Annotated in this window: 27 protein-coding genes; 4 read left to right on the forward strand and 23 right to left on the reverse strand. The window is 67.8% G+C overall.

Features of this window, described 5'->3' with window-relative positions:
* Positions 1-222 precede the first annotated feature (222 nt).
* The gene (gene alr, locus ACTRWB_RS11310) at positions 223-1,344 is read left to right on the forward strand and encodes an alanine racemase (RefSeq protein WP_446901936.1); all 1,122 of its coding nucleotides are present in this window, start codon (positions 223-225) and stop codon (positions 1,342-1,344) included.
* A 162-nt stretch (positions 1,345-1,506) separates the two neighbouring features.
* On the opposite strand, the gene ACTRWB_RS11315 is transcribed toward alr, so the two are convergent.
* Complete coding sequence (locus tag ACTRWB_RS11315; RefSeq protein WP_446901937.1) at positions 1,507-2,301, reverse strand: enoyl-CoA hydratase; 795 nt, start codon at positions 2,299-2,301, stop codon at positions 1,507-1,509.
* 163 nt (positions 2,302-2,464) lie between these two features.
* A complete protein-coding gene (locus tag ACTRWB_RS11320) occupies positions 2,465-3,898 on the reverse strand; it encodes an MFS transporter (RefSeq protein WP_446901938.1) in 1,434 nt (477 codons plus the stop codon).
* Between the two features lie 132 nt (positions 3,899-4,030).
* Here ACTRWB_RS11320 and ACTRWB_RS11325 point away from each other — a divergent pair, with 132 nt between their 5' ends.
* Positions 4,031-4,912, forward strand: a complete 882-nt coding sequence (locus tag ACTRWB_RS11325) for a LysR family transcriptional regulator (protein ID WP_446902045.1) — start codon at positions 4,031-4,033, stop codon at positions 4,910-4,912.
* A gap of 16 nt (positions 4,913-4,928) precedes the next feature.
* Here the strand turns inward: ACTRWB_RS11325 and ACTRWB_RS11330 are convergent, their stop codons facing one another.
* Together ACTRWB_RS11330 and ACTRWB_RS11335 are read right to left on the reverse strand one after the other, a co-directional pair.
* Positions 4,929-5,402 (reverse strand): DUF3592 domain-containing protein, encoded by a 474-nt coding sequence (locus ACTRWB_RS11330; RefSeq protein ID WP_446901939.1) that lies wholly within the window; start codon positions 5,400-5,402, stop codon positions 4,929-4,931.
* Between the two features lie 132 nt (positions 5,403-5,534).
* The gene (locus ACTRWB_RS11335; protein ID WP_193100823.1) at positions 5,535-6,440 is read right to left on the reverse strand and encodes a LysR family transcriptional regulator; all 906 of its coding nucleotides are present in this window, start codon (positions 6,438-6,440) and stop codon (positions 5,535-5,537) included.
* A gap of 90 nt (positions 6,441-6,530) precedes the next feature.
* Between ACTRWB_RS11335 and ACTRWB_RS11340 the strand changes: the two genes are divergently transcribed.
* Entirely contained in the window at positions 6,531-7,052 is a 522-nt protein-coding gene (locus ACTRWB_RS11340) for a DMT family transporter (protein ID WP_446901940.1), read from the forward strand.
* 40 nt (positions 7,053-7,092) lie between these two features.
* On the opposite strand, the gene ACTRWB_RS11345 is transcribed toward ACTRWB_RS11340, so the two are convergent.
* From ACTRWB_RS11345 to ACTRWB_RS11395, 11 genes are all read right to left on the reverse strand, one after another.
* Positions 7,093-7,458 (reverse strand): response regulator, encoded by a 366-nt coding sequence (locus ACTRWB_RS11345; protein ID WP_006486240.1) that lies wholly within the window; start codon positions 7,456-7,458, stop codon positions 7,093-7,095.
* Positions 7,459-7,487: 29 nt separating this feature from the next.
* On the reverse strand, positions 7,488-8,447 hold the full coding sequence (locus ACTRWB_RS11350; protein ID WP_419689708.1) for a chemotaxis protein CheX: 960 nt from the start codon (positions 8,445-8,447) through the stop codon (positions 7,488-7,490).
* Positions 8,448-8,469: 22 nt separating this feature from the next.
* Positions 8,470-9,048: a hypothetical protein gene (locus ACTRWB_RS11355; RefSeq protein ID WP_446901941.1), complete on the reverse strand. Its 579-nt coding sequence runs from the start codon at positions 9,046-9,048 to the stop codon at positions 8,470-8,472.
* Positions 9,045-9,785: a methyl-accepting chemotaxis protein gene (locus ACTRWB_RS11360; RefSeq protein ID WP_446902046.1), complete on the reverse strand. Its 741-nt coding sequence runs from the start codon at positions 9,783-9,785 to the stop codon at positions 9,045-9,047. The genes ACTRWB_RS11355 and ACTRWB_RS11360 overlap by 4 nt, the downstream gene beginning before the upstream one ends.
* A gap of 10 nt (positions 9,786-9,795) precedes the next feature.
* A complete protein-coding gene (locus ACTRWB_RS11365; protein ID WP_446901942.1) occupies positions 9,796-12,180 on the reverse strand; it encodes an MCP four helix bundle domain-containing protein in 2,385 nt (794 codons plus the stop codon).
* A 393-nt stretch (positions 12,181-12,573) separates the two neighbouring features.
* A complete protein-coding gene (locus ACTRWB_RS11370) occupies positions 12,574-13,584 on the reverse strand; it encodes a succinylglutamate desuccinylase (RefSeq protein ID WP_446901943.1) in 1,011 nt (336 codons plus the stop codon).
* A gap of 41 nt (positions 13,585-13,625) precedes the next feature.
* Positions 13,626-14,819 (reverse strand): pyridoxal phosphate-dependent aminotransferase, encoded by a 1,194-nt coding sequence (locus tag ACTRWB_RS11375; RefSeq protein ID WP_446901944.1) that lies wholly within the window; start codon positions 14,817-14,819, stop codon positions 13,626-13,628.
* A 53-nt stretch (positions 14,820-14,872) separates the two neighbouring features.
* Complete coding sequence (locus tag ACTRWB_RS11380) at positions 14,873-15,568, reverse strand: ABC transporter permease (protein ID WP_446901945.1); 696 nt, start codon at positions 15,566-15,568, stop codon at positions 14,873-14,875.
* Positions 15,569-15,617: 49 nt separating this feature from the next.
* Positions 15,618-16,334, reverse strand: a complete 717-nt coding sequence (locus ACTRWB_RS11385; RefSeq protein WP_048246355.1) for an ABC transporter permease — start codon at positions 16,332-16,334, stop codon at positions 15,618-15,620.
* Positions 16,335-16,389: 55 nt separating this feature from the next.
* Positions 16,390-17,187 carry a transporter substrate-binding domain-containing protein gene (locus tag ACTRWB_RS11390; RefSeq protein WP_193100830.1) on the reverse strand — a complete coding sequence of 266 codons (798 nt, stop codon included), beginning with the start codon at positions 17,185-17,187 and terminating at the stop codon, positions 16,390-16,392.
* 70 nt (positions 17,188-17,257) lie between these two features.
* Positions 17,258-18,064, reverse strand: a complete 807-nt coding sequence (locus tag ACTRWB_RS11395; protein WP_446901946.1) for an ABC transporter ATP-binding protein — start codon at positions 18,062-18,064, stop codon at positions 17,258-17,260.
* A gap of 238 nt (positions 18,065-18,302) precedes the next feature.
* Between ACTRWB_RS11395 and ACTRWB_RS11400 the strand changes: the two genes are divergently transcribed.
* On the forward strand, positions 18,303-18,959 hold the full coding sequence (locus ACTRWB_RS11400; protein ID WP_240674511.1) for a TetR family transcriptional regulator C-terminal domain-containing protein: 657 nt from the start codon (positions 18,303-18,305) through the stop codon (positions 18,957-18,959).
* A gap of 78 nt (positions 18,960-19,037) precedes the next feature.
* On the opposite strand, the gene ACTRWB_RS11405 is transcribed toward ACTRWB_RS11400, so the two are convergent.
* The 8 genes from ACTRWB_RS11405 to ACTRWB_RS11440 form a co-directional block, all read right to left on the reverse strand.
* Positions 19,038-20,639, reverse strand: a complete 1,602-nt coding sequence (locus ACTRWB_RS11405) for a 5-guanidino-2-oxopentanoate decarboxylase (protein ID WP_446901947.1) — start codon at positions 20,637-20,639, stop codon at positions 19,038-19,040.
* Positions 20,640-20,691: 52 nt separating this feature from the next.
* A complete protein-coding gene (locus tag ACTRWB_RS11410) occupies positions 20,692-21,330 on the reverse strand; it encodes a MarC family protein (RefSeq protein ID WP_446901948.1) in 639 nt (212 codons plus the stop codon).
* Between the two features lie 62 nt (positions 21,331-21,392).
* On the reverse strand, positions 21,393-22,328 hold the full coding sequence (locus ACTRWB_RS11415) for an electron transfer flavoprotein subunit alpha/FixB family protein (RefSeq protein WP_446901949.1): 936 nt from the start codon (positions 22,326-22,328) through the stop codon (positions 21,393-21,395).
* A 16-nt stretch (positions 22,329-22,344) separates the two neighbouring features.
* Positions 22,345-23,094, reverse strand: coding sequence for an electron transfer flavoprotein subunit beta/FixA family protein (locus tag ACTRWB_RS11420; RefSeq protein ID WP_446902047.1), 750 nt, complete (start codon positions 23,092-23,094; stop codon positions 22,345-22,347).
* 29 nt (positions 23,095-23,123) lie between these two features.
* A complete protein-coding gene (locus ACTRWB_RS11425; RefSeq protein ID WP_446901950.1) occupies positions 23,124-23,852 on the reverse strand; it encodes an NAD(P)H-dependent oxidoreductase in 729 nt (242 codons plus the stop codon).
* 42 nt (positions 23,853-23,894) lie between these two features.
* Positions 23,895-24,689: an ABC transporter permease gene (locus ACTRWB_RS11430; RefSeq protein ID WP_129517075.1), complete on the reverse strand. Its 795-nt coding sequence runs from the start codon at positions 24,687-24,689 to the stop codon at positions 23,895-23,897.
* A gap of 21 nt (positions 24,690-24,710) precedes the next feature.
* The gene (locus ACTRWB_RS11435) at positions 24,711-25,586 is read right to left on the reverse strand and encodes an ABC transporter permease (protein ID WP_129517074.1); all 876 of its coding nucleotides are present in this window, start codon (positions 25,584-25,586) and stop codon (positions 24,711-24,713) included.
* A 25-nt stretch (positions 25,587-25,611) separates the two neighbouring features.
* On the reverse strand, positions 25,612-26,721 hold the full coding sequence (locus ACTRWB_RS11440) for an ABC transporter substrate-binding protein (protein ID WP_446901951.1): 1,110 nt from the start codon (positions 26,719-26,721) through the stop codon (positions 25,612-25,614).
* Positions 26,722-26,754: the final 33 nt, after the last annotated feature.

Here is a 26,754-nt window from a genome sequence, read left to right on the forward strand (position 1 = left end):
CCGATTTTCTAGACGGGAGACTCGGCCGCGCATGCCGCCGACCGCCTTGGTCGGCCTGATCCGCCACCTAAATTTCCACCAAATCGTCGACAAATACGTTAATTAAAACTGGTCGAACACCAATAAGATAGCGCTCAACACTGGCTTGGCGCGCTACCGCGCCAGCCTGCCGCCCCTATCGCGCCGCCGCGCGCCGAACGACATCCGACCCGAGCCATCACCATGCCCCGTCCCATCGTCGCCCACATCCGCCCCGACGCCGTCCGTCACAACCTCGACTTCATCCGCCGCACCGCCGCGCAATCGCGGGTGTGGGCCGTGATCAAGGCCAACGCCTATGGCCATGGCATCGAGCGGATCTACCCGGGCCTCGCGGCCGCCGACGGCATCGCGCTGCTCGATCTCGACGAAGCCGTACGCGTGCGCGAACTCGGCTGGGACAAGCCCGTGCTGCTGCTCGAAGGGATCTTCGAACCGGCCGACATCGAGCTGGCCGATCACCACCGGCTGACGGTGGCCGTGCACTGCGACGAGCAGCTCGACCTGCTGATCGCCGCGAAGCCGCGGCAGCCGATCGACATCCAGCTCAAGATGAACTCCGGGATGAACCGGCTCGGCTACCGGCCCGCCGCGTTCCGCGCCGCGTGGGAGCGCGCGGCAAGCGCGCCGTCGATCGACAAGATCACGCTGATGATGCATTTCGCGAACGCCGACGAAGGCGAGGTCGACTGGCAGCTCGAACAGTTCGATGCGACCACGGCGGGGATTCCGGGCGAGCGCTCGGTGTCGAATTCGGCGGCCGTGCTGTGGCATCCGCGCGCGCACCGCGACTGGGTGCGCCCCGGCACGATCCTGTACGGCGCATCGCCGACGGGCGCGTCGCGGCATATCGCCGACACGCCGCTGATGGCCTCGATGACGCTGACGAGCAAGATCATCGGCGTACAGACGCTGTCGCCGGAAGAAACCGTCGGCTACGGCCGCCGCTTCACGGCCGATCAGGCGATGCGGATCGGCGTCGTCGCATGCGGCTACGCGGACGGTTATCCGCGCCACGCGCCGACCGGTACGCCGATCGCGGTGGACGGCGTGATGACGCGCGTCGTCGGCCGCGTGTCGATGGACATGCTGACCGTCGACCTGACGCCGTGCCCGAACGCGGGCATCGGGTCGACCGTCGAGCTGTGGGGCGACCAGGTGAAAGTGGACGACGTCGCGGAAGCCAGCGGCACGATCGGCTACGAGTTGATGTGCGCGCTCGCGCGCCGCGTGCCGGTCGTGATCGTGCCGCCCGGCGCGTCGACCGCGCAGCCGGCGCTGCGGACCGGGAGCTACGGACGTTGAGGTGAATGCGGTGATGCGCTGCCACGTCGCTGCGCTTACCTCGCTACTTGCGGGCCGCTTCGGGCGGCCCGTTTGCGTTGCGGCGGACGAGGAATTCGAACTGAAGAAAACGCGTCGGTGACGGCCCGCCCGCTCCGCTCGGCCCGCCCGTTCAGCGACGTGCTACGAACGCCACGTCGGCTTGCGCTTCTCGAGAAACGCGTCGATCCCTTCGCCGGCATCCTCTTCCATCATGTTGCGCGCCATCACGTCGCCCGCGTACGCATAGGCTTCGTCGAGCGGCAACTCGCGCTGGCGGTAGAACATCTGCTTGCCGACCCGCACCGCGGCCGGGCTCTTCGCGACAATCTCCGCGACCTTGCGCGCGACGGCCGCGTCGAGCGCGTCCTCGGGCACGGCCTCGTTGACGAGCCCCCACGCGGCGGCCGTCGCCGCATCGACGAAACGCCCGGTCACGAGCATGTCGAACGCGCGCTTCGCCGTGACGTTGCGGCTCAATGCGACGGCCGGCGTCGAACAGAACAGCCCGACGTTGATGCCCGATACCGCGAAGCGCGCGGTGTCGGCCGCGATGGCGAGGTCGCACGCGGCGACGAGCTGGCAGCCGGCCGCCGTCGCGATGCCCTGCACGCGCGCGATCACCGGCACCGGCAATGCGCGCATCGCGAGCACCACGCGGCTGCATTGCGCGAACAGCGTGCGGTAGTAATCGAGGTCCGGCTTGCCGCGCATCTGCCGCAGGTCGTGGCCCGCGCAGAACGCCTTGCCTTGCGCGGCCAGCACGACGCAGCGCACGTGCGGATCGGCCGCCAGCGTATCGAACGCATCGTGCAGGCTCGCGAGCATCGCTTCGGACAATGCGTTGAACTGCTGCGGCCGGTTCAGCCGCAGCGTGACGACGCCGTCGTGCGACTCGCGCAACAGGATCGGCTCGGCAGTCTCTTGATCGGGTTCCATGATGTTCCGCTCGACGGGTTTCGATCGGGCGCACACGGGCGGCACGCGCCCGCGTTCGCGACTGACATGATCACGAATCGTCCTCCACATTGCGCGCGACGTCCAGCCGGGACGGCCAGCATGCCTGCACACCGCCGCACGGCGGCGCCTCGGCTTGCCCGCGTTACGGGTGCCGCTGCGCAAGCTTCCCCATGCTCGCGCCTGCGATCAGCGCGACCAGCACCGCCGCTGCATACGTGGCAAAGCCGAGCACCGCGACCGCCCGCAGCGCCGCCATCAGATTCGGCAACAGCATCGTCGCGGCGCCAGCGATTGCGACGCCGAGCAGGCTCCCTGCCTGCCTTGCCGCATTGAGAAATCCCGATGCGACACCCGCCGCATCCGCCGGCACCTGTTCGAGCACGGTCGCGATCATCGGCGCCACGGACAACGCGGTCCCGGTGCCGAATGCCGCCATCGCCGCCCACGCCGCGGGCCACGGCGCGTGCATCGTCAGCGCGGCCGCGAGCGCCGGAACCGCGCACGTCGCGAGGAAAAGGCCGCCGGCCATCAGTTGCGTCGCGCTTGCCCGTCCGAGCAGCTTGCCCGACAACAGGTTGCCGAGCGACAGGCTCAATGCAAGCGGCAACAGCATCAGCCCCGTCTGCCGCGCATTCAGCCCGAGGTTGCCGTGCAGGTACAGGCTCAGGATGAACAGCAACCCGAAATAGCCGACATAGACGAGGGTGCCCATCACGTTCATCGCAATGAACACGCGATTACGAAACCACACGAGCGGCACCATCGGATCGGCGGTGCGCCGCTCGACGACGATCAGCACGGCGGCGGCGAGCGCGGCAACCAGAAGTGCGGCGAGGACTTCAGCCGCACCCGGACCACGCGTCGGCAGCTCGATTGCGGCAAAGCACAGTGCGCCGAGCGCCGTTGCGCTGGCGAACTGGCCGGCCCAGTCGAAGCGCCGCGCGTCACGCCTGGCCGACGCGCGAACCAGCGCCGCCGCCCCGGCCAGCGCCAGCGCGCCGGTCGGCACGTTGACGAGGAACGCGCTGCGCCAGCCGAAATCCTCCACCAGCACGCCGCCCAGCACCGGCCCCACCGACGCGGCGACGGATGCGATACCCGCCCAGACGGCGATCGCCCGCGCCCGCTCGGCCGGCACATCGAAGGTGTTGCGCACGATCGCCAGCGACGCGGGCAGAAAGAGCGCCGCGCCCACGCCCTGCACGAATCGCGCGGCGACAAGCACGGTCACGGACGACGCGAACCCGCATCCCGCCGACGCGCCGATGAAGAGCGCGAGGCCGGCGAGATAGGCGTGCTTCGCACCGAACCGGTCGGACAGGACGCCGCCCGCGAGGATCAACGCGGCGAAACTGAGCGTGTACGCATCGACGATCCACGCGAGCCCGGCGACCGTCGCGCCGAGGCTTGCCCGCATCGCCGGCAGCGCAACGTTGACGATCGTCGTATCGAGCACGGCCATGAACATGCCGATCGCGACGAGCGCAAGCGTGAGGCGGCGTTCGCGGGCCGTCGAGCGGCACGCCGTCGTCACGGATACGGGAACGGAAATAGAAACGGGCGTGCAATCGGGCATGAAACCTCCGGGCAGATTTCAGGAGTCTAGAAACGGCGCACGATGCAGAAAAGTGATAATTTCGCTTTTGCCCGATGCAGATGTGCATCACCACGCCCGCCACCACCCTGCCCGATGACGCTGCCGACCCGCATGAACTGGGACAACGCCCGCTTCTTCCTGGCCCTTGCGCGCACCGGCACGCTACGCGGCGCCGCGGCGCAACTGAACGTCGATCAGGCGACGGTGGGGCGTCGGATCGCCGCGCTCGAGGACGAACTCTCGGCCCGCCTGTTTCTCCGAACGCCGGCCCTCTACGTGCTGACGACCGCCGGCGAAGCGCTGCTCGAACCCGCCGAAACGATGGAACGGGCGTCGCTTACCATCGAGCGACGCGTCATGGGGCTCGACGAGCAGCTTGCCGGGTCCGTGCGCATCGCGACGACCGACACGCTCGGCAAGCGTTTCGTCATTCCCGCGATCGCCCGCTTGCGGCGCAGGCATGCCGGTATCGACGTCGTGTGCGTGACGTCGGCGGAAATCGCCAATCTCACGCGCCGCGAAGCGGATCTCGCGATTCGCACGTTGCGGCCTGAATCGCCGGACCTGATCGTCCGGCGGCTCGGGCATCTCGAAACGGGCATCTACGCATCGCGCCACTACCTGGCCGAGCGTGGCGAACCCGTCGCGGGCAGTGCGTTCGAAGGACACGATCTGGTGATGTACCAGCAGCCGGTGGTGCCGACGATGTGGGATGCGCTGTGCGGCGAATCGACGTCGCGCGGTCGCGTGATGTTCCAGACATCGTCGACGATGATGCTGGTCGAGGCCGCGCTTGCGGGCCTCGGCCTTGCGGAGCTACCGTGCTTCCGTGCCGAAGCCGAGCCGGAACTGGTGCGCCTCATGCCGCGACGATGCAATCATTTCGACGTGTGGCTCGTCGCGCATGCCGATCTCTACAAGACCGCACGCGTGCAGGCCGTGATCGAAGCCGTCGTCGACGAATTCGCGACCGCCGCGCCCTCGGGCCGGTAACGAACGGGCTACCGATTCAGCGCGCGACCGGGTTCCGCCCGCGGCGCCATGCGCGCACACCCGACCACAGCTGCCCGATACCGCCGAGGAAAAACACGGCGCCCATCCCGCCGAGGGTCAGCACCGTGCCCCAGATCGCGCCGAACGTATTCATTCGCGCGCTCGTCCTGGGCTCATCCGGCGCGTAGCGCACCTCGACCGTCGCGCCGTCCTGCACGCTGACGTCACCGCCCTGCGGGTATTCGACCTGTTCGCCCGCGAGCGTCGTGAATGCGATTTCCGGATGATGCGGCCCCGCGTTCAGCTTGATGACGTGTCCCGGCACGACGACCGACGTCCGCAGGAACTCGCGCGTCGACTGCGCGTACATGACGTCGCCGATCAGCATGCACGTGCCCACCACGGTGAACACGACGCCCTTCGCGATCAGCAGCTCCATGCGCTGCGCGGCGGTGCGGGCGAGCGGTGCCTGATCGATTTTCACTGGCATCTGTCCCGTTCCTGATTGTGGTGGATGCCGGGCGTGATGCGCATGACGCGCAGGCACGCCGCCCTCGGCATCCGGCAGGATACGAGCATCGCGGGGCACTGTAAATTGCGCCGCCGCCCCCGCTACCCGCCGCTACTCCCCGCTCGCGACGCGCGCGATCGTCTGCCGCAGCCAGACATGCGCGGCGTCGCCGTGCCGGCGCGCATGCCAGTGCTGCGCGAACTCGAACGAATCGATCGGGAACGGCGGTTCGAACACGCGCAGGCGCGGGTCGTCGCGCACGCGGTCGAGGTTGCGGCGCGCGACGGTCAGCACGAGATCGGTGCCGGCGATCAGGTCGTTCGCGACGCCCCAGAACGGCAGGATCACCGCGATGTGCCGCTCGTGCCGCAACCGCGCGAGCGCACGATCGACCTCGTTGTCCATGCCGTCGCGCATCGCGACCAGTGCATGCGGCCGCGCGAGCCACGCGTCGAGCGCAAGTTCGCCGCGGCGCGGCAAGCGGCTCGCGTCGGCCACGCACGCGAACGATTCGACGAACAGCGGCTGCGCATGCAGTTCGCGCTGCAGCGCGGGCAGCACGCCGAGCGCGAGATCGACCTCGCCGTCCATCAGCTGCATCCGCATCGCCTCGCGCGTGGCCTGCGACACGATCAGCTCGATGCCCGGCGCATCGGCGCGCAGCGTCTTCACGAGCGCCGGCAGCACGATACGCGCGCCGTAGTCGGACATCGCGATGCGAAACACGCGCGTGGTCGCGGACGGATCGAACGCGGCCGGCTCGATCAGCGCGCCGAGCCGCACGAGCACGTCGTTCAGCGGTTCAATCAGTTCGTTCGCGCGCGCGGTCAGGTCGAGCCGGCCCGCGCGGCGCACCAGCAGCGGATCGCCGAAGATCTCGCGCAGCCGCGCGAGCGCATGGCTCACGGCCGGCTGGCTCTTGTGCAGCCGAACCGCGGCGCGCGAGATGTGACGTTCGCTCAGCAACGCATGCAGCGTGACGAGCAGGTTCAGGTCGATACGAGCCAAATTATTCATGACGCGAATATGAAGCATCCGAAAGACGAATTTCCATTCGCCATCTTAATGGATGACAATCATTTCGACACCCTTTCATGACCGACCCAGATGACGACTTCGCTTTCCCTCACCACCCTTTCGCTCGCCGCCGCGGCATTCGTCGCCGGCACGCTGGTGCCGCTGCAAGGCGGCAGCAATGCCGCGCTCGGGCGCGCACTCGGCCACCCGCTGTGGGCGAGCGTCGCGTCGCTGACGGTCAGCCTGCTGGTGGTGCTGCCGGTGCTGCTGGCAATGCGCGCGAACGCCCCGCTCGTCGGCGACGCGCTGCAACGCCCGTTGTGGATATGGCTCGGCGGCCTCGCGGGCGTGATCTACATCACGCTCGCGCTGATCCTGACGCCGCGGCTCGGCACGACGACCTTCATCGTCTGCGTCGTCGCCGGGCAGATGCTCGCGTCGCTGCTGATCGACCACCACGGGCTAATGGGCCTGCCGCAGCGGCTCGCGACGCCCGGCCGCATCGCGGGCGTCGCGCTGATCTTCGCGGGGATGATCGTCGTGCAATGGCAGACGCCCGCGCCGGTTGCATCAGGCGACGCGGCGGCCGCGCAACCCGAGCCGCTGCGTTGAATGCGCAGCCGGCGTCCGGCCCGCCCCCGCGAAGCGCGCGTCAGCCCGCGAGCTTCTTCAGCGCGTCGAGCACCGCGTCGCCCTTGAACGGCTTCACGATCCAGCCCTTCACGCCGGCGGCCTTGCCGCGCTCCTTCATCGCCGGGCTGCTTTCGGTCGTCAGCATCACGACGTTGACCGCCGTGTTCGCGAGTTCGCCGCGGATCTTCTCGACCATCGTCAGGCCGTCCATGTTCGGCATGTTCACGTCGCTGATCACGAGGCGCACGCCGGGCGTCGCCTTGAGCTTCGCGAGCCCGTCCTTGCCGTCGACCGCCGTCGCGACGTCGAGCCCGTGATTGCGCAGGAAGCCCGCGACCTCGTCGCGCACCGTGCCCGAATCGTCGACCACCAGAATCTTTGCCATGCCGTATTCCCCTTTCCTTGTTGCTGACTTCAAAACAGTTCGAGTTCGCCCGATTCGACCATCGGCCCCACGTCCTGCACCGATTCGCGGAAATCCTCCGGCGACCAGCTGAGGCTGAACACGAAACGCTGGTCGAGACAGACGGAGCGCCCCGATGCCGGGTCGGTCATCCGGTACTTGAAACAGAGCTGCGGACAGTCGCCGCCGAACGAAATGAACTTCTGCTTGTGATTGACGACGAGCGGCACCTGCACCGGATGGCGCGCGAGTGCCTCGGCGTCGCCGAGATAGCGGTTCTTGAACGCGCCCCATACGAGGTTGGTCAGCTCGCCGAGCACGCTGTTCACGTCGCGGAAATCCGGCGCGCGTCCGTCGTCGCGCGTGCCGCCGAGCATGTCGAGCAGCGGCTGCTCGCTCGTCTGCAGCAGCATGTAGCCGCGGCACCACGCGCTTTCGAGCGCGATCAGGCTGAACACTTCGCCGAAGATGATCTGGTCGCGCACGATGCACGGCGTGTCGTGCTCGATCGCCATGCCCGGAAACAAGCTGTCGATGCGCGCCTCGGTAATCTCCGAGATGCCGCGCACCAGTGCGTTCGGGTAGTCTCGGCCGAACAGGTATTCGTCGATCGCGCGCTTGAGCGGCGTCATGTCGTCCGCGGCGTAGGCCGCGCACGCCACTCGCGCGAGCGCTTCGGGCAGCCCGTCGCGCGACGCGAGCGATTCGCGGCGCAGGATGATCGGCAGCTCGGGCCGCAGCGCGTCGATCTGCGTCGCGATGATCGCGCTCTCGGCCGGCGAGCCGCCGTAATCCTCGGCCAGCAGGATCGCGCCGAGATCGATGTTCGAGCGCAGCACCTTCAGCAGCCGGTTGCGCCGCACGGTCAGGCAGACCAGGTTGTGCTCGTCGCAGAAGCGCTTGATCGCGTCGGCGTGCGCGCGGCTGTCGTCGAGCACGAGCACCTTGCTGACGGGTTGGTCGACGGTCATGTCAAGGGTTCCTAATGGTCGGTCAGAAGAGTTCGAGCTCGCCACCGGTATCCACGGTGGCCGTGTCCGGCATGTGGAAATCGACCGGCGCGTTCGCGCACACGCACAGCGTCGCGCCGACCCGCACGTCGCCGTCGAGCGTCAGGTCGTATGCGGCGACGTGATCGGGCGCGAGCGCGGGCAGGTAGTCGATGCTCGCGCCGCTCAGCAGGTAAGGCGTCGACATCCCGAGATCGGGAAACGGCACGGTCAGCGCCTGGTTGATCGCGCCGCAGCACAGGTTCGCGACTTCCATGAACGCTTCGGGCAGCGGCCGCTGCCCGCTCGTGCCCGCCGTCGCGCCGGCGAAATGGCGGCGCGTCGCATCGTCGTCGCTGAAGCGCAACGCGAGCAGCAAGCGGAAATGCAGCGCGGATATCGTCAGCACCGCAACGTGCTCCGGCACCTTCGGCTTCGATCGCGACGCGGCCCGCGCAGGCTCGTGCTCGTGCGCGTCGGCCGCGGACGGCCGGATGTCGCACGCGCCGCCGGATGCGAGCCGCGTACGCGCCGCGTCGAAAAAGATCCGCTCGAAGCCGGCCTTCGCCTGCGCGCTGATCACGCCGCCTCTCCTTCGATCCGCGTGTGCAACTGCCCGGCGAGCGTCTCGACGGTCGCGAGCGCGGCCGTGATCATCTTGCCGCCGGCCTGGATGTCCTGGAACGTCGCGGCCGTCACGAGATCGTTGCGGTTCAGGCTGTCGCGATAGCTGTTCGACAGTTGCTGCGAGCGCGCGGCCAGCCCGCGCACCTCGCTCGCGACGATCGAGAAGCCGCGTCCGGCCGTGCCGGCACGCGCGGCCTCGATCGACGCGTTCAGCGACACGATCGACACGTGCGCGACGATCGCCGACAGCTCCTGGTTCTTCGCGCGCATGTCCTGGTTCTGCGTGGTCAGCGAGATCATCTGCTCGTGCCAGCGCTCGAACGTGCCGGCGAGCCCGCGCAGGCGCGCGGCTTCGTCGGCGATCTTCATCGCCTGCTGCGCGAGCGCGGTGCGATCGGCCGACAGCGCCTGCAGCGCGTCGCGCTGCGCGCCGGTCGCGGACGCCTCGCGCGCCAGCGCATCCTCGAGTTCGGCCTCGCGTTGCGTCCATGCATCGGCCGCTTCCGCATGCGCGGACGCCGCCTGTTCGGCGCGCGCATCGGCTGCCGCGAGCGCGCCGCGCAACGCATCCGCGTCATGTTCCATCGCCGCGACGAGCCGCCTGCGCATCACGCGAAACACGACCGCCGCCACCGCCGCGACGACAACGCCGCCCGCCAGCGCGGCGGCAACCTGAATCATCCACGCCTGCACGATCACTTCGTCACTCCGCCGCGCCGATATCCGCGCTGCGTGCGCGCTCGTGCACGGCGTCGTGACCGGCGCCGTCCGCCGCGAAGCGGGCCGGCAGCGACACGATCGTCTCGAACGCGCGATACGGTGCGCCGACATGATCGTCGGTGAAGCGCAGCGCGATATCGCCGCCGTCGCGCTTCAGGAAGTTGCGCACCGCGTCCATGCCGACGCCGCGCCCCGACACTTCGGTCACCGCGTGCGCGGTCGAGAAGCCCGGCCGGAAGATCAGCTCGGCCACATCTTCGTCGGACAGCGCCGCGTCGTTGTCCGCATCGATCCACCCACGCTCGCGCGCGATGCCGCGAATCCGGTCGAGTGCGAGGCCGCGGCCGTCGTCGCTGAGCACGAACCACAGCTCGTCGCTGCCCACGCCGACCGCGACGTCGATCGTGCCGGACGCCGCCTTGCCGGCCGCACGCCGCTCGTCGGACGATTCGATGCCGTGGTCGATCGAATTGCGCAGCAGGTGCATGAACACGTTCTTCAACGTCGCGCCGATTTCGCTGCGCACGCGATGGCCGTGGCTGTCGATATGCACGACGGGCGCCGGCTTGCCGAGTTCGGCCGCGAGCGACGGCAGCGACTCGATCACGCCGCCGAGCGCGTCGCCGATGCCCTGCGTGCCGAGCTGGCTCAGCATGCGGCGCACGGAATCACGCGCCGCGTGCCAGTCGGCCGCGTTCGCCGGATCGGCGCCGTCGAGCACGCGCAGGCTCTCGCTGATATGCGCGCGTTCGACCATCAGGTAATCGGCCCCGCCCTGCGCCGGTTCGCCGCTGCGGCCGAGCGTGACCGCGTTGATCGTCGCGTAATGTTCGACCGCCTCGCGCACGCGGGCCAGGTCGTCCATCAGCGCGACGCGGTTCCACTCGGGGCCGCCGTCCGCGCGGCGCAGCGATTCGTACGCCTGCTCCGCTTCATGAACGATGTTGGTCAGGTGCTGGAGGCTGTACGTGCGCGCGTTGCCCTTGATCGTGTGCATGTTGCGGAACAGCGCCGCGACGATCGAGTGATCGACGCGCTCGTGCTGGCGGATCATCCGCTCGTTCTCGCTGAGGAAGCCCTTCGCGCTGTGCACGAAGTCGTGGAACTTGTCCTGGCTGATCGACAAGATCTCGCCGATCATCTCGAGGCGGCGCTGCTGCTCGCCGGCCTGCGCGGTCAGCTCGCGAATCTCGGTCACGTCGCGCACGCACAGCATCAGGCGCACGACCGTGTCGGTCTCGTCGGTGATCGCCGACCAGCTCAGGTCGAGCCACTTCTCGCGGCCATCCGGCATCCGCTTCGCGACTTCGTTGACGAGCAGGTGCGCGTTGAACTCGAAGTTCATGCTGTCTTCGCCCAGGCACGCGTGCACGGCCGCATCGACCTGCGAGCGCGCGTCGGAGCCGATCCCCGAATCGTCGAACACGAGCGCCATCAGGTCGCGGCCGGCGATGTCGCTGGTCTCGAAGATGGTTTCGAGGTACGCCGAATACTCCGCATGCACGACGCCGCCTTCGACGACGGTCAGGATCCCCTGCTGCATGTTCTGCAGCATCGCCTGGATGTCCGCCGTCTTCTGCTTGAGCTGCGCGGCGTTCTCCTGGATCTTCTCGATCATCCCGTTGAACGCGACGATCGAATGGCCGATTTCGTCCATCCGGCCCACCGGCACGCGGCGCGTGAAATCCTGGCTCGTCGCGATCTCGCTCATCATCGTCTGCATCCGGATCAGCGGGCGCGTGATCTGGCGATACAGCACGAAGCCGAGCGCGGTCAGCAGCACGATCACCGTGCCGGCGACGCCCGCGATCGCGGTCGCCGTCGTCGCGAGCATCCCGTTCAGCGCGCTGATCGCGTCGTCCTTCTGGCGGTTCTTCTCGACGCGCAGCGTGTCGACGATGCTTTCGAGTTCGTCGCGATACTGCGCGACGTTCGCGAACAGGTAGGCCTGCGCCATCTCGGGCTTGCCGTCCGTCTTCATCTTCACGGTGTCGTCGATCGCCGCGAAATAGTTCGCGACGCTGTCCTTCGCCTGCGTGACGAGGCCTTCCTGCGCGCGGCCGACCGCCGACTTCGCCTGCACGTCGAGCGCGGCGCGCAGCGCGGCCTGCTTTGCCTTCAGCTCGTCGCGCGCTTGCGCGGCGGTGTTCGCGTCGGGCGCGTAGACGAGCGTCATCGTCGCGATCTGGATGTTCTTCACATCGGCGACGAGATCCGCCGACGCGAGCGCGCTCGGCACGATTCCCTGGGTGACCTGACGCACCTCGGACGCGCTCTTGCGTGTCTGGTACACGGCATAGATGCCGATCGCGGACAGCGCGAAGAAGGTCAGGACGACTAGCAGCGTAATGCGATGACGGATGGTCATGAGTACAGCTCCCCGCAGCGATCCGGCTTCGATCGCCCTTTGGTCTATTGAAAGAATGTGAGCGCCGAATTATCGGGGATGGTGTATGACTGTCCGATGACCGTAATTCAATCGGTCATTGAGGAAATTGAAATGATTAATTGCGGCGGAAAAACCCTAAAGTTTTTCGCGGATCGGCCGTTAACTACCGGGCACCTGCGCCAGAACGGCTGCGGCGTGTGACGAATCGGCGGCATAGCGGATATTCATTGTTTTATTCGAATTCCGCCGAATCGATCTTGTTGAATAACGGTAAAACGTTTGCGCATTGTCGCGCGAGTCGATTCGTTTCCGTCCCTTGATTCGAAAAATATCGCATGCGGTGCGCGGGCCCGCGCCGGCCCGCGTCGTCGTTCACGGATCGAGCGCGCCGCCCGACCAGCCGGCCGACGGCCGCGACCCCGTCAGCTTCAGCGCGACGTCGCCCTGCGCGACCAACCGCTCGCGGTTGCGCGTGACGATGCGCCCGGCCTGCGGCGCGACCAGCACATGCTCGCTGCCGGGCACGCCCGGATGCGCGACGATCCGCGCGACGCGCTCGCCGGCCTCGACCGTCGCGCCGAGTTCGCGTTCGTAGACGAGCACGCCCGACACGGGCGCGATCAGCGTTTCCATGTGTGCGATCGGTACGGCGTCGCCGTGCCAGTCGGGCGCGCCGGGCGATTCCGCGATCACGCCGCGGCCGCGCAGGAACGCGAGTACGCCGTCGGCATCGCGCTCGGCGAGCGCATCCGACACGTCGGACTGCCCGCGCAGCTCGACGGTCGCGACGAGCCGGTCGCTTAGGCCACCGCTGCGCGCCCAGTGCGCGACGACGGCGCCTTCGAACGCACCTTCGTCGTCCTCGTCCCACAGGATCGCGACATCGGCGCCGAGCGCGGCGGCGAGATCGCGGCCCGCCGGCCACAAGTCGCGATGCAGGTACACGTACGGCAGCGCCTCGGAATCGGTATGGAGGTCGAGCACGATATCGGCGTCGCACGCGGCGGCAAGCAGCGTGCGCTGCCACGCGGCGAACGTCGTCGCGGGCCGGCGCGTGGCCGCCGATTCGTGGAAATGCCGGTTGAAATTGCGGTGCGTCGTTTCGTGGAAGCGGCCGAGCAGCCGCCCCTGCCGGAACTGCGCGAGCCCGAGCGGGTTGGCCTGCGGTACGACCGTCACCGTGCCGCGCAGCACGCCGCGATCGTGCGCCGCGCACAGTTGCGGCAGCAGCCGGTGCAGCACGAGCATGCCCGCGATCTCGTCCGCATGCACGCCGGCCTGCAGGTGCACGCGCGGCCCGTCGCCGGCCGACAGCCGCCACGCGCGGATCGCGAGCGGTTGCCCGTGGTCGCCCGGCACCTGCCAGGTCAGCGTTTCGATCATCGTCTTTTCTCCTTCAGGACCGATGCGTCATGCATGACGCTTCACGACGACGCATGCGAACCGGCGCCAAGGCTTGCGACGAACGCGGCGATGCGCTCGCACGCGTCGGTCAGCCGCGCGTCGTCGACGACGAAGCCGAAGCGCACGAAACCCGACGCGGTGTCGCCGAACGCGCTCGCGTCGAGCAGCGCGACCTGCTTCGCACGGAACAGCCCCCACGTAAACGCATGCGCATCCAGCCCGGTGCCGCGCACGTCGACCATCATGAACATCCCCGCCTCCGGCAGCAGGCAGCGCAGCCCCGGCACGTCGCGCAGGCGCGCGTACGCGAGATCGCGGCGGCGCCGGTAGAGTTCGCGCATGTCCGCGACGATCGCGGCCCGGTTGTCGAGCGCGGTGACGGCCGCCTGCTGGATGAAGCCCGGCAGCCCGTACAGCATGCACAGCGCGAGCCGCTCCGCATGCTCGATCAGCTCCGTCGGGCCGATCGCCCAGCCGACCCGCCAGCCCGGCATCGCATGCGATTTCGACAGGCTGCCGAGTGTCACCGTGCGCTCGGCCATCCCCGGCAGCGACGCGATGCTGACCATCTCGCGCTCGAACGTCAGCGCCGCATACACCTCGTCGGACACGACCCACAGATCGCGCTCGCAGGCGAGCCGCGCGATCCGTTCGAGGTCCGCGCGCGGCATCACGACGCCGGTCGGGTTGCAGGGCGTGGCAAAGAAAATCGCTTTCGTGCGCGGCGTCACGGCCGCTTCGAGCGCGTCGAAGTCGAGATGAAAACCGCGCGACGCATCGACCGGCACCGGCACGAGCGTCGCGCCCGACGCGCGCACGCTCGCCTCGTAGGTGAGGTACATCGGCTCCGGCACGATCACCTCGTCGCCCGCCTCGCACAGGCACATCGCCATCGCGAACAGCGCGTTCTGCGCGCCGGCCGTCACGATCACGTGCTCGGCGCCGACCGCCTGCCCCGATGCTTTCGTGTGCTCGCGCGCGATCGCCGCGCGCAGATCGGCGCGGCCGCGTACTTCGCTGTAGTGCGTGTCGCCGCCGCGCAGCGCGGCCACCGCACGCTCGACGATCACGTCGGGCGTCGCGAAATCGGGATCGCCGACGCTCAGGATGATCGCCGGCTCGCCGGCGGCGACCGCCTGCTGCGCCGCGTAGTGAATGTCCCATGCAGTCGTGCGCTTGCCCTGCAGGCGATCGACCAGCTTCGAATAGTTCATGCGTCCTCCATCGCGCGGCGTCCGTCCGGCTACCGCGCCGTCAGTGGGTTCATTCAGCGCGGCATGCGCACGGGCACGCGCCGCTCGAGCCGGCCGAACACGCGCTCGATCACGAACGCGAGCGCGACGTAGATCGCCGCGATCGCCAGCAGCGGCTCGTAGGTCCGCAGCGTCTGCGCGCGGATATAGTTCGCGGCGCCGAGCACGTCCATCACCGCGACCGTCGATGCGAGCGCCGTCGATTTCAGCAACATCACGGTCTCGCCGGCCAGTGTCGGCAGCAGGATCTGGATCGCGCGCGGCAGCCATACGCGGCGCGCGATCATCGACGGGCGCATCCCCATCGCGCGCGCGGCCTCGATCTCGCCCTTCGGCACGCCACGCAGGCCGGCACGCAGCACCTCGCCGACATACGCGCCGACGCTGATCACGAGCGCGAACGCGACATACCAGAAACCGTCGCGCAGGAACGACCAGAACACGCTGTCGCGCAGCGCGGGCCAGCCCGCGAACAACGAGCCGACACCATAGTAGATCAGGTAGATCTGCACGAGCAGCGGCGTGCCGCGTATCACCTCGGTGAAACCCTTGCTGACGCGCGCGATGATCGGGTTCGGCGACAGTCGCGCGAACGCGACGGCGATCGCGAGCCCGAAGCCGAATACGGCCGAGATGACGAGCAGCTTGACGGTGGTCAGCACGCCGAGCAGCAGCAGCGATCCGTAGGAAGACAGTACGCTCAGATCCATGACGTTGATCCGGTTCGATGGGAAAGCATGCGGGAAAACGAGGCGTGGTTCACGATGCCGGCATCCAGCGGCCGAAGCGGCGCTCGATTTCGCGGAACAGCACACCGGACAGCGACGTAATCGCGAAATACACGGCGGCCACCATCAGGTAGTAATGCATGTATTCGCGCGTCGAGCCGGCCGCCTGCTTCGCGGTGTAGAGCAGCTCGCTGTAGCCGACCACGCTGATCAGCGCGCTGTCCTTCACGAGGATCAGCCACAGGTTCGCGAAGCCCGCCAGCGCGTACGGCGCCATCGCCGGCAGCGTCACGCGCCGGAACACGAGCCCCGGCGGCGCGCCGAACGCGCGGCCGGCCTCGATCTGCCCGTACGGGATCGCGAGGATCGCGCCGCGGATGATCTCCGCCGCGTACGCGCCCTGCACGATGCCGAGCACGATCACCGCCGCCGCGAACCCGTTGACCGCGACCGGCCCGACGCCGATCGCCGTCATCAGCAGGTTGATCGCGTCGGTGCCCGCGTAGTAGAGCAGCAGGATCAGCAGCAGTTCGGGCACCGCGCGGCACACCGTCGTGTAGCCCTGCGCGATCCGTTCGAGCGCGCGCACGCCGGACAGCTTTGCGGCCGCGCCCAGCAACCCGAGCACGATGCCGACGACGAACGCGCCGAGCGAAATCTCGAGCGTCACGCCCGCGCCCTGCAGCAGCGCGACGCCCCAGCCGTCCGGGTCCATGCCCAGGTAGCTCACCCATCCCCAACCGTCCATGCCGCCTCCTCGTCCGTGCGTGCGCCGGTGTATCCGTGTGCCGGTAGCGGCGCGATCAGTGCGGCCAGAGGTCGATCGGGAAATACTTCTTCGCGATCTGCGCGTACTTGCCCGACGCATGCAGCTGTTCGAGCGCCTGGTCCATCTGCTGCTTCAGCGGCGCATCGGCCTTGCGCATCCCCGCGCCGACGCCGTAACCGAAGATCGCCGGATCCATCTTCACGCTGCCGGGGCCCTTCAGCTCGAACGTCGAACCGTCCTTCGACTTCAGGAAATCGAGGATGCCGAGCTGGTCGAGATACATCGTGTCGATCCGGCCCGCGACGAGATCCGCGTTGCAGTCGTCCTGCGTGTTGTACAGGCGCACCGTCGCGCTCTTGCCGTACGCCATCTTGATGAACTCGGCGTTCGCGGTGGAACCCTGCACGCCGATCACCTTGCCCTTCAGGCCGTCGGGCGTCAGCGTAAGCTTCGTGTTCTTCGCGCCGACGAAGGTGCCCGGTGTCTCGTAGTACGGCCGCGAGAACGCGATCACCTTCTGGCGTTCCGGCGTGATCGACATCGAGTTGAAGATCACGTCGATCTTGTCGCTGAGCAGCGCCGGGATGATGCCGTCCCACGCGACTTCCTTGATCTCGCACTTCGCCTTCATCTGGTCGCACAGCGCGCGGATCAGGTCGGCCTCGAAGCCGCTCCACTGCCCGGTCGGGCTCTTCATCAGGAACGGCGGATACGGTTCGGCGGCGACGCCGAAGCGCAGCACGCCCGACGACGCATGCGCGGAACCGAGCGGCGCGAGCGCCGCGACGACGATACTGAACAGGCACAGCAGACTGCGTACGACACGTTTCATGGTCGGACTCCTTGCAGGAAAGATAGGGATGGGCGGGCCGGCCCGCGCGTTCGCGGGCGGCTCCCGTGATTCAGTGGTGCTGCCGGTGCGCGTTGACGAACTGGCGGCAGCGTTCGCTCCGCGGCGCATCGAAGATTTCCGACGGCGTGCCGCTCTCCTCGACGCGCCCCTGGTGCAGGAACAGCACCTTGCTGGACACGTCGCGCGCGAACGCCATCTCGTGCGTGACGAGTATCATCGTGCGGCCTTCGCACGCGAGATCGCGAATCACCTTCAGCACTTCGCCGACGCGCTCGGGGTCGAGCGCGGAGGTCGGCTCGTCGAACAGCATGACTTTCGGCCGCATCGCCAGCGCGCGCGCGATCGCGACGCGCTGCTGCTGGCCGCCGGACAGGAAGGCCGGATAGACGTTGCGCTTGTCGGCCAGGCCGACGCGTTCGAGCAGTTGCTCGGCGCGCGCGATCGCTTCGGCGCGCGGTTCGCGCAACACGTGCACGGGCATCTCGATCACGTTCTCGAGCACCGTGCGGTGCGCCCACAGGTTGAAGCTCTGGAACACCATGCCGAGCCGCGTGCGGACCCGCTCGACCTGACGCGCATCGGTCGGCACGGTGCGCCCCTTGCGGTCGACTTTCAGCCCGATCTCCTCGCCGTCGACGACGATGCGCCCCCGGGTCGGCGTCTCGAGCAGGTTGATGCAGCGTAGCAGCGTGCTCTTGCCCGATCCGCTCGCACCGATCAGCGAGATCACCTCGCCTTCGCGCGCGCTCAGCGACACGCCCTTCAACACTTCCAGGTCGCCGAACCGCTTGTGCAGATCTTCCACCTGCACGCGTTCCTCGACGTCCGTTTTCACGCTCTCCACCCGCGCCAACATGCTGTCTCCTGTGTCGAATTCTCACGCCCGTCCCACGCGGGATCGTGGCGTCTTGTTGAATGGCCGACCAACCTCATGCGGAGTCGAGTATAGGTGCTGTTGAACAATGGTTCAACAGTTTTAAAATAATCCGGAGCAAGGGTTTTCGCGGGTTTCGCGACGCTTTCATCACCGTAATTGAACAAGCGTCCGGCACTCCCCTATAATCGGTGCCATGACGATTCCGTAAGGTCACCACGTGAAAAAGACTCCTGGCACGGCACCGGTTCAGGCACGCAGCCGCGGCATCCGAGAAACACCCGCGGTGCGTCAGCAATCGATCATCGACGCGACGATGCGCTGCATCGCGCGCTACAGCTATTCCGAGACCACGATCGACCGCATCTGCGCGGAAGCGAAGGTCTCGCGCGGGCTGATCAATCATCATTTCCAGTCGAAAGACGAACTGATGGCGCAGACCTACAAGCGGCTCGCGACCGACCTGCTCGACGTGTCGCGCGCGGCGGCCGCGAACGCGACGGGCCCCGAGGAAAAGCTCGATGCGATCATCAAGGTCTGCTTCGCCACGCCGGTGTTCGCGCCGAAGAACGTGAAGGTATGGCTCGGCTTCTGGAGCGTCGCGCACAGCGACCCGGTGATCCGCAAGGCGCACAAGGAGCTGTACAGCGGCTACCGGCAAGCGTTGAAGAAGCTGTTCGACCAGATCGCGGAAGTGCGCGGCGGCACCGTCGACAGCGATCTCGCCGCGCTGACGCTGACGGCCGTGATCGACGGCTTCTGGCTGGAGCTGGCGCGCGACCCGACGTCGTTCACCGCGGAAGACGCGCTGACGAGCTGCCTGCGCGTCGTCGATACGTTCCTCCCGCCGCCGAAGACGGCCCGCAAGCGGGCGTAATGCATCACGCGCGCACCCGCCGCCGGGCAACCGGCGGCGGCAACGACGGCCTCGCACGGTGCGAGGCCGTTCGCATTTTCAGGCCGTGCGGATCTCGATCAGGTACGGCGCGTCGTGGGCGGCCGCTTCGCTCAGCGCGCCGACCAGCGCGGTGCCCTCTTCGACCCGCTGCGCACCCCATCCGTACGCACGCGCGATCGCGACGAAATCCGGCGTGTGCAGATCCACGCCGACCGGCTCGACGCCGACGTCGACCATCGCGCGCTTGATCTCTCCGTACCCGCCGTTGTTCAGCAGCACGACGATCACGCGGGCGCGGTGCTGCACCGCGGTGCCGAGCTCCGCGAGCGTGTACTGGAGCCCGCCGTCGCCGGCCACGCAGACGACCGGACGCGACGCGTCGCCAAGGCTCGCACCCACGGCGGCCGGCAGCCCGTAACCGAGCGAGCCGAATCCCACCGACGCGTTGAACCAGCTGCGCGGGCGCGGCGCCGCGAAACCGACGTTGCCCGCGTAGACGATGCGGGTCGAATCGCCGACGATCGCCGCATCGGGCAACGCGTCGCGCACGCTGTCGAGCAGCGCGAGGTCGCGCCGCATCTCGTCGTTCAGTTCCTGCCGTGCCGCCGCGCGGCACATCGCCGCGCGTTCGACGCCGTCGCCGTCCGAGCGCTCGGGCGCATCGGCCGGCCAACTGCGCCGGAGTGCGCGCACCGTCTCGCCGACGTCGCCGAGCAGCGGCAGTGCGGGCACCGCGTTGCGGCACAGCTGTTGCGGGTCGATGTCGATCCGCACAAGCGGCGCGGGTATCGCGAAGCTGCGCGTCGCGTACAGATCGTAGTCGGTCGGCCCCAGCTCGGTGCCGAGCGCAATGATCAGGTCGCTGTCGCGCATCAGTGCGCGCACCGCGTCGCTCGACGCCGACCACGCGATGCCGAGCGGATGCGCGGGCGGCAGCACGCCGCGCCCGTTGATCGTCATCACGACCGGTGCGTCGAGCGTTTCCGCGAGCCAGCGCACGTCGTCGGCCGCGTCGAGCGCGCCGCCGCCCGCGAGGATCAGCGGCGCGCGCGCGGCGGCCGCCTTCGCACGGAATGCGTCGACGCCCTGGGCCGATGCGGGCCCCGGCGCGATGCGCGGCGGCGCGTCCGGCACGGGCGACAACGCATCGGCAGGCGCCGCGAGCACGTCGAGCGGAATCTGGATATGCACGGGGCGCGGGCGGCCGCCGGAAAACACCGCGAATGCGCGCGCGATCGCCTGAGGCAGCGCATCGGCGCGCGGCACCGTGTAGCTGAACGCGGCGACGTTTTCCGCGAACGCATGCTGGTCCGGCAATTCGTGCAGATGGCCGTTGCCCGAACCGAGGTCGCCGGATGCGTTGACGCTCGAGATCACCAGCATCGGAATCGAATCCGCATACGCCTGCGCCATCGACGTCGCGATGTTCGTCATGCCGGGCCCGGTGATCACGAAACACACGCCGGGCTTGCCGGTCGCGCGCGCATAGCCGTCCGCCATGAAACCCAGGCCCTGCTCGTGGCGCGCGCTCACGTGACGCAGCGCGCTGCCGGCCAGGCCGCGATACAGCTCGATCGTATGCACGCCGGGAATGCCGAACACCGTGTCGACGCCGTAGGCGGCGAGCAGATCGACGAGGTACATGCCTACTGTTTTCATAAGGTTTCCATCGTTCAGGACAGGTTTGAAGATCGTACGCCGGCCGCTGCCGTCAATGCGCGAGCCCCGGCAGCAGTTCGCGCACGCCCTGCGCGAGCATCTGGAACGCGATCGCGGTCAGCACGATGCCGGACAGCCGCTCGACCAGCGTCCTGCCGATCTCGCCGAGCCGGCGGCACCACGACGCCGAGCACGCATACGTGAGCCCGATCACGCCCGCATGCAGCACGCAGGCGGCGCTCAATGCCAGCAGGTCGGCGGGCGTATGGAAACGCGTCGCGGTCGTGATCACGAGCGACATCACCGCGCTGCCGATCGACAGCGGGAAGATCAGCGGCACCGCGATGTAGTTGCGCCATTGCGCATACTCGAGCCGCGTGTCGCCGCCGTTGCGCTCGTCGTTCGCCGTGCCGCGCATCATCGGGATCGACCACAGGCACAGCACGAGGCCGCCCGTCAGCGTCAATGCGCCGAGCGTCAGGCCGAGCATGCGCAGCAGGAACTGCCCGCCCCATACCGCGCCGACCATCAGCGTCGCGATCCACGCGAACAGCCGGAACGCGATCTGCCGCTGCGTCGTATCCGGGAAATGCCCGGTGACCGCCGCGTACATCGGGATCGCGACGGGCGGACAGAACAGCGTCAGCAGGCCCGTCAGGAACAGCAGCACGTCGCTCGACGTCAGGGTCATCGTTCGCACTCGGATGCGGTCGGGTGGATAAGGCATGCAATGGCATCGCGGCCGGGGCTGGGTCAGCCGAGTTCGGCGTGGAGTTCGGGGACCGTCGAGAACAGGTCGCCGACGAGGCCGTAGTCGGCCACGCTGAAGATCGGCGCTTCCGGATCCTTGTTGATCGCGACGATCACCTTCGAATCCTTCATGCCGGCCAGATGCTGGATCGCACCCGAGATGCCGACCGCGATGTACAGCTGCGGCGCGACGATCTTGCCGGTCTGGCCGACCTGATAGTCGTTCGGCACGTAGCCTGCGTCGACTGCGGCGCGCGATGCACCGAGTGCCGCCGACAGCTTGTCGGCCAGCGGCTCCAGCACCTTCGTGTAGTTCTCGCCGCTGCCCAGACCGCGGCCGCCCGACACGATGATGCTTGCGCTCGTGAGTTCCGGACGGTCCAGCTTCGTCACTTCACGGCTCACGAACTGCGACTTGCCGGCGTCCGCCGCTGCCGCGATCTTCTCGACCGCTGCGCTGCCGCCTTCGGCCGCGACCGGATCGAAACCCGTCGCACGCACCGTGATGACCTTGACCGGATCGCTCGACTGCACCGTCGCGATCGCGTTGCCCGCGTAGATCGGGCGTTCGAACGTGTCGGCCGAATCGACTGCCGTGATGTCCGAGATCTGCGCGACGTCCAGCTTCGCGGCGATACGCGGTGCGATGTTCTTGCCGTAGGCGGTAGCCGGCGCGAGGATGTGCGAGTAGTCCTTCGCGATGTTCAGCGCGGTCGCTTCGACGTTTTCCGCGAGGCCCGCTTCGAGCTGCGGCGCGTCGGCCAGCAGCACCTTCGACACACCTGCGATCTTCGCCGCAGCGTCCGCAGCCGCTTGCGCGTTGTGGCCCGCGACCAGCACGTGAATGTCGCCGCCAATCTTCGCTGCCGCCGCCACCGTGTTCAACGTCGCGGCCTTGACCGACGCGTTGTCGTGTTCTGCAATCACCAGAATCGTCATTTCCTTGCGCTCCCTCTTACAGCACCTTGGCTTCGGTCTTCAGCTTCTCGACCAGCGTCTTCACGTCTGGCACCTTCACGCCGGCCGCGCGCTTCGGCGGCTCGACCACCTTCAGCGTCTTCAGACGCGGCGCAACGTCCACGCCCAGGTCTTCCGGCTTCACGGTTTCCAGCGGCTTCTTCTTCGCCTTCATGATGTTCGGCAGCGTCACATAGCGCGGCTCGTTCAAACGCAGATCCGTGGTCACCACGGCCGGCAGTTGAAGCGATAGCGTTTCCGCGCCGCCGTCGACTTCACGTGCGACCGTGGCCTTGCCGTCTGCCACCGTCACCTTCGACGCGAACGTCGCTTGCGGCAGGCCAGCCAGCGCGGCCAGCATCTGGCCCGTCTGGTTCGAATCGTCGTCGATCGCCTGCTTGCCGAGGATCACCAGTTGCGGCTGTTCCTTGTCGACCAGCGCCTTCAGGATCTTCGCGACGGCCAGCGGCTCGACGCTGTCGGTCGATTCGACGAGGATCGCGCGATCCGCGCCGATCGCCAGCGCCGTGCGCAGCGTTTCCTGCGCCTGCGTGACGCCCACCGACACGGCGATCACTTCGGTCGCCACGCCCGCTTCCTTCAGGCGCACGGCTTCTTCAACGGCGATTTCGTCGAACGGGTTCATCGACATCTTCACGTTCGCGAGGTCGACACCCGTGTTGTCCGACTTCACGCGGACCTTCACGTTGTAATCGACCACCCGCTTCACTGCCACCAGTACCTTGATGCTCATTCATTCCCCCGGAATCGAATCGTTCAGTCCTGCGCGGCTTCCTGCGGCGCGCGTTCGCGCGGCCGCATGTCGCCATCGAAATCGTCGAGCGTCGGGAACGCCATCGGTTCCAGCCGGTCGAGCTGCGCCAGGTACGCGTCGTAGCGTTCGAGCACGGCCTCGCGCTCGGCGTCGCCGATATACGGCACGTGATAACCGACGAACGACGGCAGCACGTCGAAACCCGCATAACCGAGCGTGCCGCGCAGCACGTGGCGCAGCATCAGGTCCATCTCGCCGTGCACGCCGTCCGCGCCGAACATGTAGTCGCGGCCGCCGCACGTATAGGCGAGCAGCGCGCGCTTGCCGCGCATTCCGCCGCGATCGTAGAAACGCACGCCGCCATATACCTTGCCCGACACGAGCACGCGGTCGACCCAGCCCTTCATGATCGCCGGCATCGAGCACCAGAACAGCGGGAAGCTCAGGATCAGCAGGTCGCAGGCGACCAGCTTGTCGAGTTCGGCGGCGATGTCGGGCGCGATCGCATGCGCGGCGACGTTCTCGCGCTGCTCCAGCGCATAGACGAGATAGTCCGGGTTCTTCCGCACGCCGAAATCGGCCGCGCTCGCAACCGGGTTCCACTGCATCGCGTACAGGTCGGACACCGTCACGGTATGCCCCTGCGCTTCGAGCGTGCTCACCGCGCGGTGCAGCATCGACGTGGTGAACGACTGCGGTTCGGGATGGGCGTGAACGATCAGGACTTTCATGGTGCTGTTTTTCTCCGCAACGTAACGTTGATTCGGTTGATATCAGACGGACCCGGCCGCGCGCTTGCGCAGCAGCGACAGGCCGATCGCGATACAGGTGGCCGCCAGCAGCAGCGTGGAGACCGACGCGATCGCCGGATCGACGTTCTCGCGCATCCCGTCCCACATGCGGCGCGGCAGCGTGTAGACGCCCCGGCTCGAAATGAACAGCGTGACGACCAGTTCGTCCCACGACAGGATGAACGCGAACACGGCCGCCGACAGCACGCCGGGCCGGATCGACGGCAGGATCACGTAACGCAGCGTCTGCGACAGGTTCGCCCCGAGGCTGCGCGACGCCTGCTCGATCCGCAGGCCGACCGTCGCCAGCGACGCGGATACCGCAACGACCACGTAAGGCACCGACAGCACGACATGCGACAGGATCACCGCCGGATAGCTGTCGAGCATGCCGAGCTCGCCCCATAGCCGATAGAACGCGAGCGCCGACACGATCGGCGGCACGATCAGCGGAAACAGGATCACGCCGCGCACCAGCTCGCCGCGCCGCGATGCCACCTTCCACAAGCCGATCGCGCACAAGGTGCCGAGCGTCACCGAGATCGCCGACGAAACGAGCGCGATCAGCCCGCTCTGCAGGAAGCTCGACACCCAGCCGTCGTCGTCGAGCAGCACGCTGTAATGCCGCAGCGACAGCGCGCCGTCCGGCATCGACAGGTAGTCGCTCGGCGTCAGCGACACGGGCACCGACACGAGCAGCGGCAGCATCAGGAACAGGATCGCGGCCCATGCGACGCCGATCACCAGCGCGCGGCCGGCCGTCAGTCTGGTCTTCATCTTCGATTCCTCCGGTCGGATTCAGCGCGCGCCGAACAGCTCGCGCAGGTCGACGAAACGCGCGAGCAGCGCAAGCGCGGCCAGGATCGACGCCAGCAGCAGCGACGCGAGCGCCGCCCCGCTGCCCCAGTTCATCAACTGCAGGATCTGCGTGCTGATGTATTCGGCGATCATCACCGTGCGGCCGCCGCCGAGAATCACCGGCGTCACGTAAAAGCCGAGCGAGAAGATGAACACGAGGATCGCCGCGCCGACGATGCCCGGCCGCGTCTGCGGGAAATACACCTTGCGGAACGTGACGAGCGCGCCCGCGCCGAGCCCCTGCGACGCGCGCACCAGCTGCGGGTCGATGCCCTTCATGTTCGCGTACAGCGGCAGCACCGCGTACGGGATCATGAAGTGGATCATCCCGATCACGACGCCGATCTCGTTGCGCATCAGCGGCAGCGGCGCATCGATCAGCCCGATGCGCATCAGCAGCGTGTTGACGAGCCCCTGCTCACCGAGCAGGAACAGCCACGAGAACGCGCGCACCAGCACCGACGCCCAGAACGGCACGAGCAGCCCGAACATCAGCGCCATCCGCTGGCGCGGCCCGACGTGCGCCATCGCATACGCGATCGCGTAACCGAGCGCGACCGAGCACACGGTCGTGACCGCGCATACACGCAGCGTCGTCCACAGCACGCGGTGCACGCCACGGTTGTCGAGTAGCCGCGCATAGTTGTGCAGGCCGGGCTCCGGCACCGCGAAGCCGAGCCACAGCACGCGCACGAGCGGATACACGTACAGCACGATCAGCACCGCGAGCAGCGGCACGACCAGCAGCCAGTAGCGGTCGGCTTTCGCGCGGCCGAGCGGGGCGGCGCCCGCGACAGGGGTAGTCAGGGTATTCATCGCATCACGCTCACGAGGCAGCGGCTCAGGACGACATCAGGTCGGTGTACTGCGCGAGCGTCGCTTCGTAATGCTGCGCCCACCACTCGGGATCCACCTTGCACTGCCTGGCCCAGTTCTCCGGCGTGCCGGGATTGTCCGCGCGCAGCGCCTGCGGCACGGCGGCCGTCGCGGCCGGCGTCACCGGCCCGTTGCCGAGCAGCGACAGCAGGCGCACCTGCGGCTCGACGCCCTGCACGAACTTGATGAACTGCCACACGGCGTCGCCCGACGGATTGTTCTTCGGCACGCCCCACACGTCGCACGACGCGAGCCCCTGCTCCCACGTATAGCGGAACCGTCCGCTGCTCTCGCGCTGCAGCACGTTCGCACGCGTATGCCAGATGCACGCCATGCTGACTTCGCCGTTGCGCAGCAGTTGCAGGCTGTCCGCGCCGGAATCCCACAGCAGCACGTTCGAGCGCAACTCCTTGAGCTTCTTCATCGCGCGCGGCACATCGATCGGGTAGACCTTGTCCTTGTCGACGCCGTCGGCCATCAGCGCGGCTTCCAGTGCGCCGCCCATCCACTTCCACAACCCGCGCTTGCCCGGAAACTTGCCGACGTTCCAGAAATCGGCCCAGTTCTTCGGCGGATTCGCACCGAACTTGCGCGCGTCGTAGACGAGCACGTAGCTCAGCAGGTACGACGGCACGCCGAAATCCGATGCGAGCCCCGGCAACGCGTTGCGGCCGACGACCGAATAATCGATCGGCCGCAGGAACCCCTGCTTGCCGAGCTTGATCGCCGCGAAGCCGTCGAGATCCATCACGTCCCAGATCACGTTCTTGTTCTCGACCATCGCCTTGATCTTGCCGTCCTCCGGCGACGAGTCGTAGCCCATCCGGATCCCGCTCGCCTTCGTGAACGGGTCCATGTAGGCGGACCGGAACGCGGAGCGTGCCTCGCCGCCCCACGCGCTGAGCACGATTTCCTTCGGGTTCGCGGCCAGCGCATCCTTCGCGCCCGTCGCCAGCAGCGTCGGCGCGAGGCCGGCGGCCGCGCACAGCCGCAGGAAGTCGCGGCGGCGCTGCGACGTCGCGGGTTGAAGCTCACGTGCTTGGTCGAGCAGGTCCTGCAGATAGCGGTTCGTCATGGTGTCTCCTCCAGGCTGGGCAGCGCCCGCACG

Source organism: Burkholderia sp. YIM B11467, from assembly GCF_052952715.1.

Bases quoted from the DNA above. Each gene is read 5' to 3' on its own strand.
- ACTRWB_RS11345 (WP_006486240.1), bottom strand. From the start codon at position 7,458: ATGGCAAAGATTCTGGTGGTCGACGATTCGGGCACGGTGCGCGACGAG.
- ACTRWB_RS11430 (WP_129517075.1), bottom strand. From the start codon at position 24,689: ATGAAGACCAGACTGACGGCCGGCCGCGCGCTGGTGATCGGCGTCGCA.
- ACTRWB_RS11325 (WP_446902045.1), top strand. From the start codon at position 4,031: ATGAACTGGGACAACGCCCGCTTCTTCCTGGCCCTTGCGCGCACCGGC.
- ACTRWB_RS11320 (WP_446901938.1), bottom strand. From the start codon at position 3,898: ATGCCCGATTGCACGCCCGTTTCTATTTCCGTTCCCGTATCCGTGACG.
- ACTRWB_RS11335 (WP_193100823.1), bottom strand. From the start codon at position 6,440: ATGAATAATTTGGCTCGTATCGACCTGAACCTGCTCGTCACGCTGCAT.
- ACTRWB_RS11315 (WP_446901937.1), bottom strand. From the start codon at position 2,301: ATGGAACCCGATCAAGAGACTGCCGAGCCGATCCTGTTGCGCGAGTCG.
- ACTRWB_RS11390 (WP_193100830.1), bottom strand. From the start codon at position 17,187: ATGAAACGTGTCGTACGCAGTCTGCTGTGCCTGTTCAGTATCGTCGTC.
- ACTRWB_RS11395 (WP_446901946.1), bottom strand. From the start codon at position 18,064: ATGTTGGCGCGGGTGGAGAGCGTGAAAACGGACGTCGAGGAACGCGTG.
- ACTRWB_RS11440 (WP_446901951.1), bottom strand. From the start codon at position 26,721: ATGACGAACCGCTATCTGCAGGACCTGCTCGACCAAGCACGTGAGCTT.
- ACTRWB_RS11350 (WP_419689708.1), bottom strand. From the start codon at position 8,447: ATGACCGTCGACCAACCCGTCAGCAAGGTGCTCGTGCTCGACGACAGC.
- ACTRWB_RS11410 (WP_446901948.1), bottom strand. From the start codon at position 21,330: ATGACCCTGACGTCGAGCGACGTGCTGCTGTTCCTGACGGGCCTGCTG.
- ACTRWB_RS11405 (WP_446901947.1), bottom strand. From the start codon at position 20,639: ATGAAAACAGTAGGCATGTACCTCGTCGATCTGCTCGCCGCCTACGGC.
- ACTRWB_RS11330 (WP_446901939.1), bottom strand. From the start codon at position 5,402: ATGCCAGTGAAAATCGATCAGGCACCGCTCGCCCGCACCGCCGCGCAG.
- alr (WP_446901936.1), top strand. From the start codon at position 223: ATGCCCCGTCCCATCGTCGCCCACATCCGCCCCGACGCCGTCCGTCAC.
- ACTRWB_RS11340 (WP_446901940.1), top strand. From the start codon at position 6,531: ATGACGACTTCGCTTTCCCTCACCACCCTTTCGCTCGCCGCCGCGGCA.
- ACTRWB_RS11385 (WP_048246355.1), bottom strand. From the start codon at position 16,334: ATGGACGGTTGGGGATGGGTGAGCTACCTGGGCATGGACCCGGACGGC.
- ACTRWB_RS11415 (WP_446901949.1), bottom strand. From the start codon at position 22,328: ATGACGATTCTGGTGATTGCAGAACACGACAACGCGTCGGTCAAGGCC.
- ACTRWB_RS11365 (WP_446901942.1), bottom strand. From the start codon at position 12,180: ATGACCATCCGTCATCGCATTACGCTGCTAGTCGTCCTGACCTTCTTC.
- ACTRWB_RS11435 (WP_129517074.1), bottom strand. From the start codon at position 25,586: ATGAATACCCTGACTACCCCTGTCGCGGGCGCCGCCCCGCTCGGCCGC.
- ACTRWB_RS11375 (WP_446901944.1), bottom strand. From the start codon at position 14,819: ATGAACTATTCGAAGCTGGTCGATCGCCTGCAGGGCAAGCGCACGACT.
- ACTRWB_RS11425 (WP_446901950.1), bottom strand. From the start codon at position 23,852: ATGAAAGTCCTGATCGTTCACGCCCATCCCGAACCGCAGTCGTTCACC.
- ACTRWB_RS11370 (WP_446901943.1), bottom strand. From the start codon at position 13,584: ATGATCGAAACGCTGACCTGGCAGGTGCCGGGCGACCACGGGCAACCG.
- ACTRWB_RS11380 (WP_446901945.1), bottom strand. From the start codon at position 15,568: ATGGATCTGAGCGTACTGTCTTCCTACGGATCGCTGCTGCTGCTCGGC.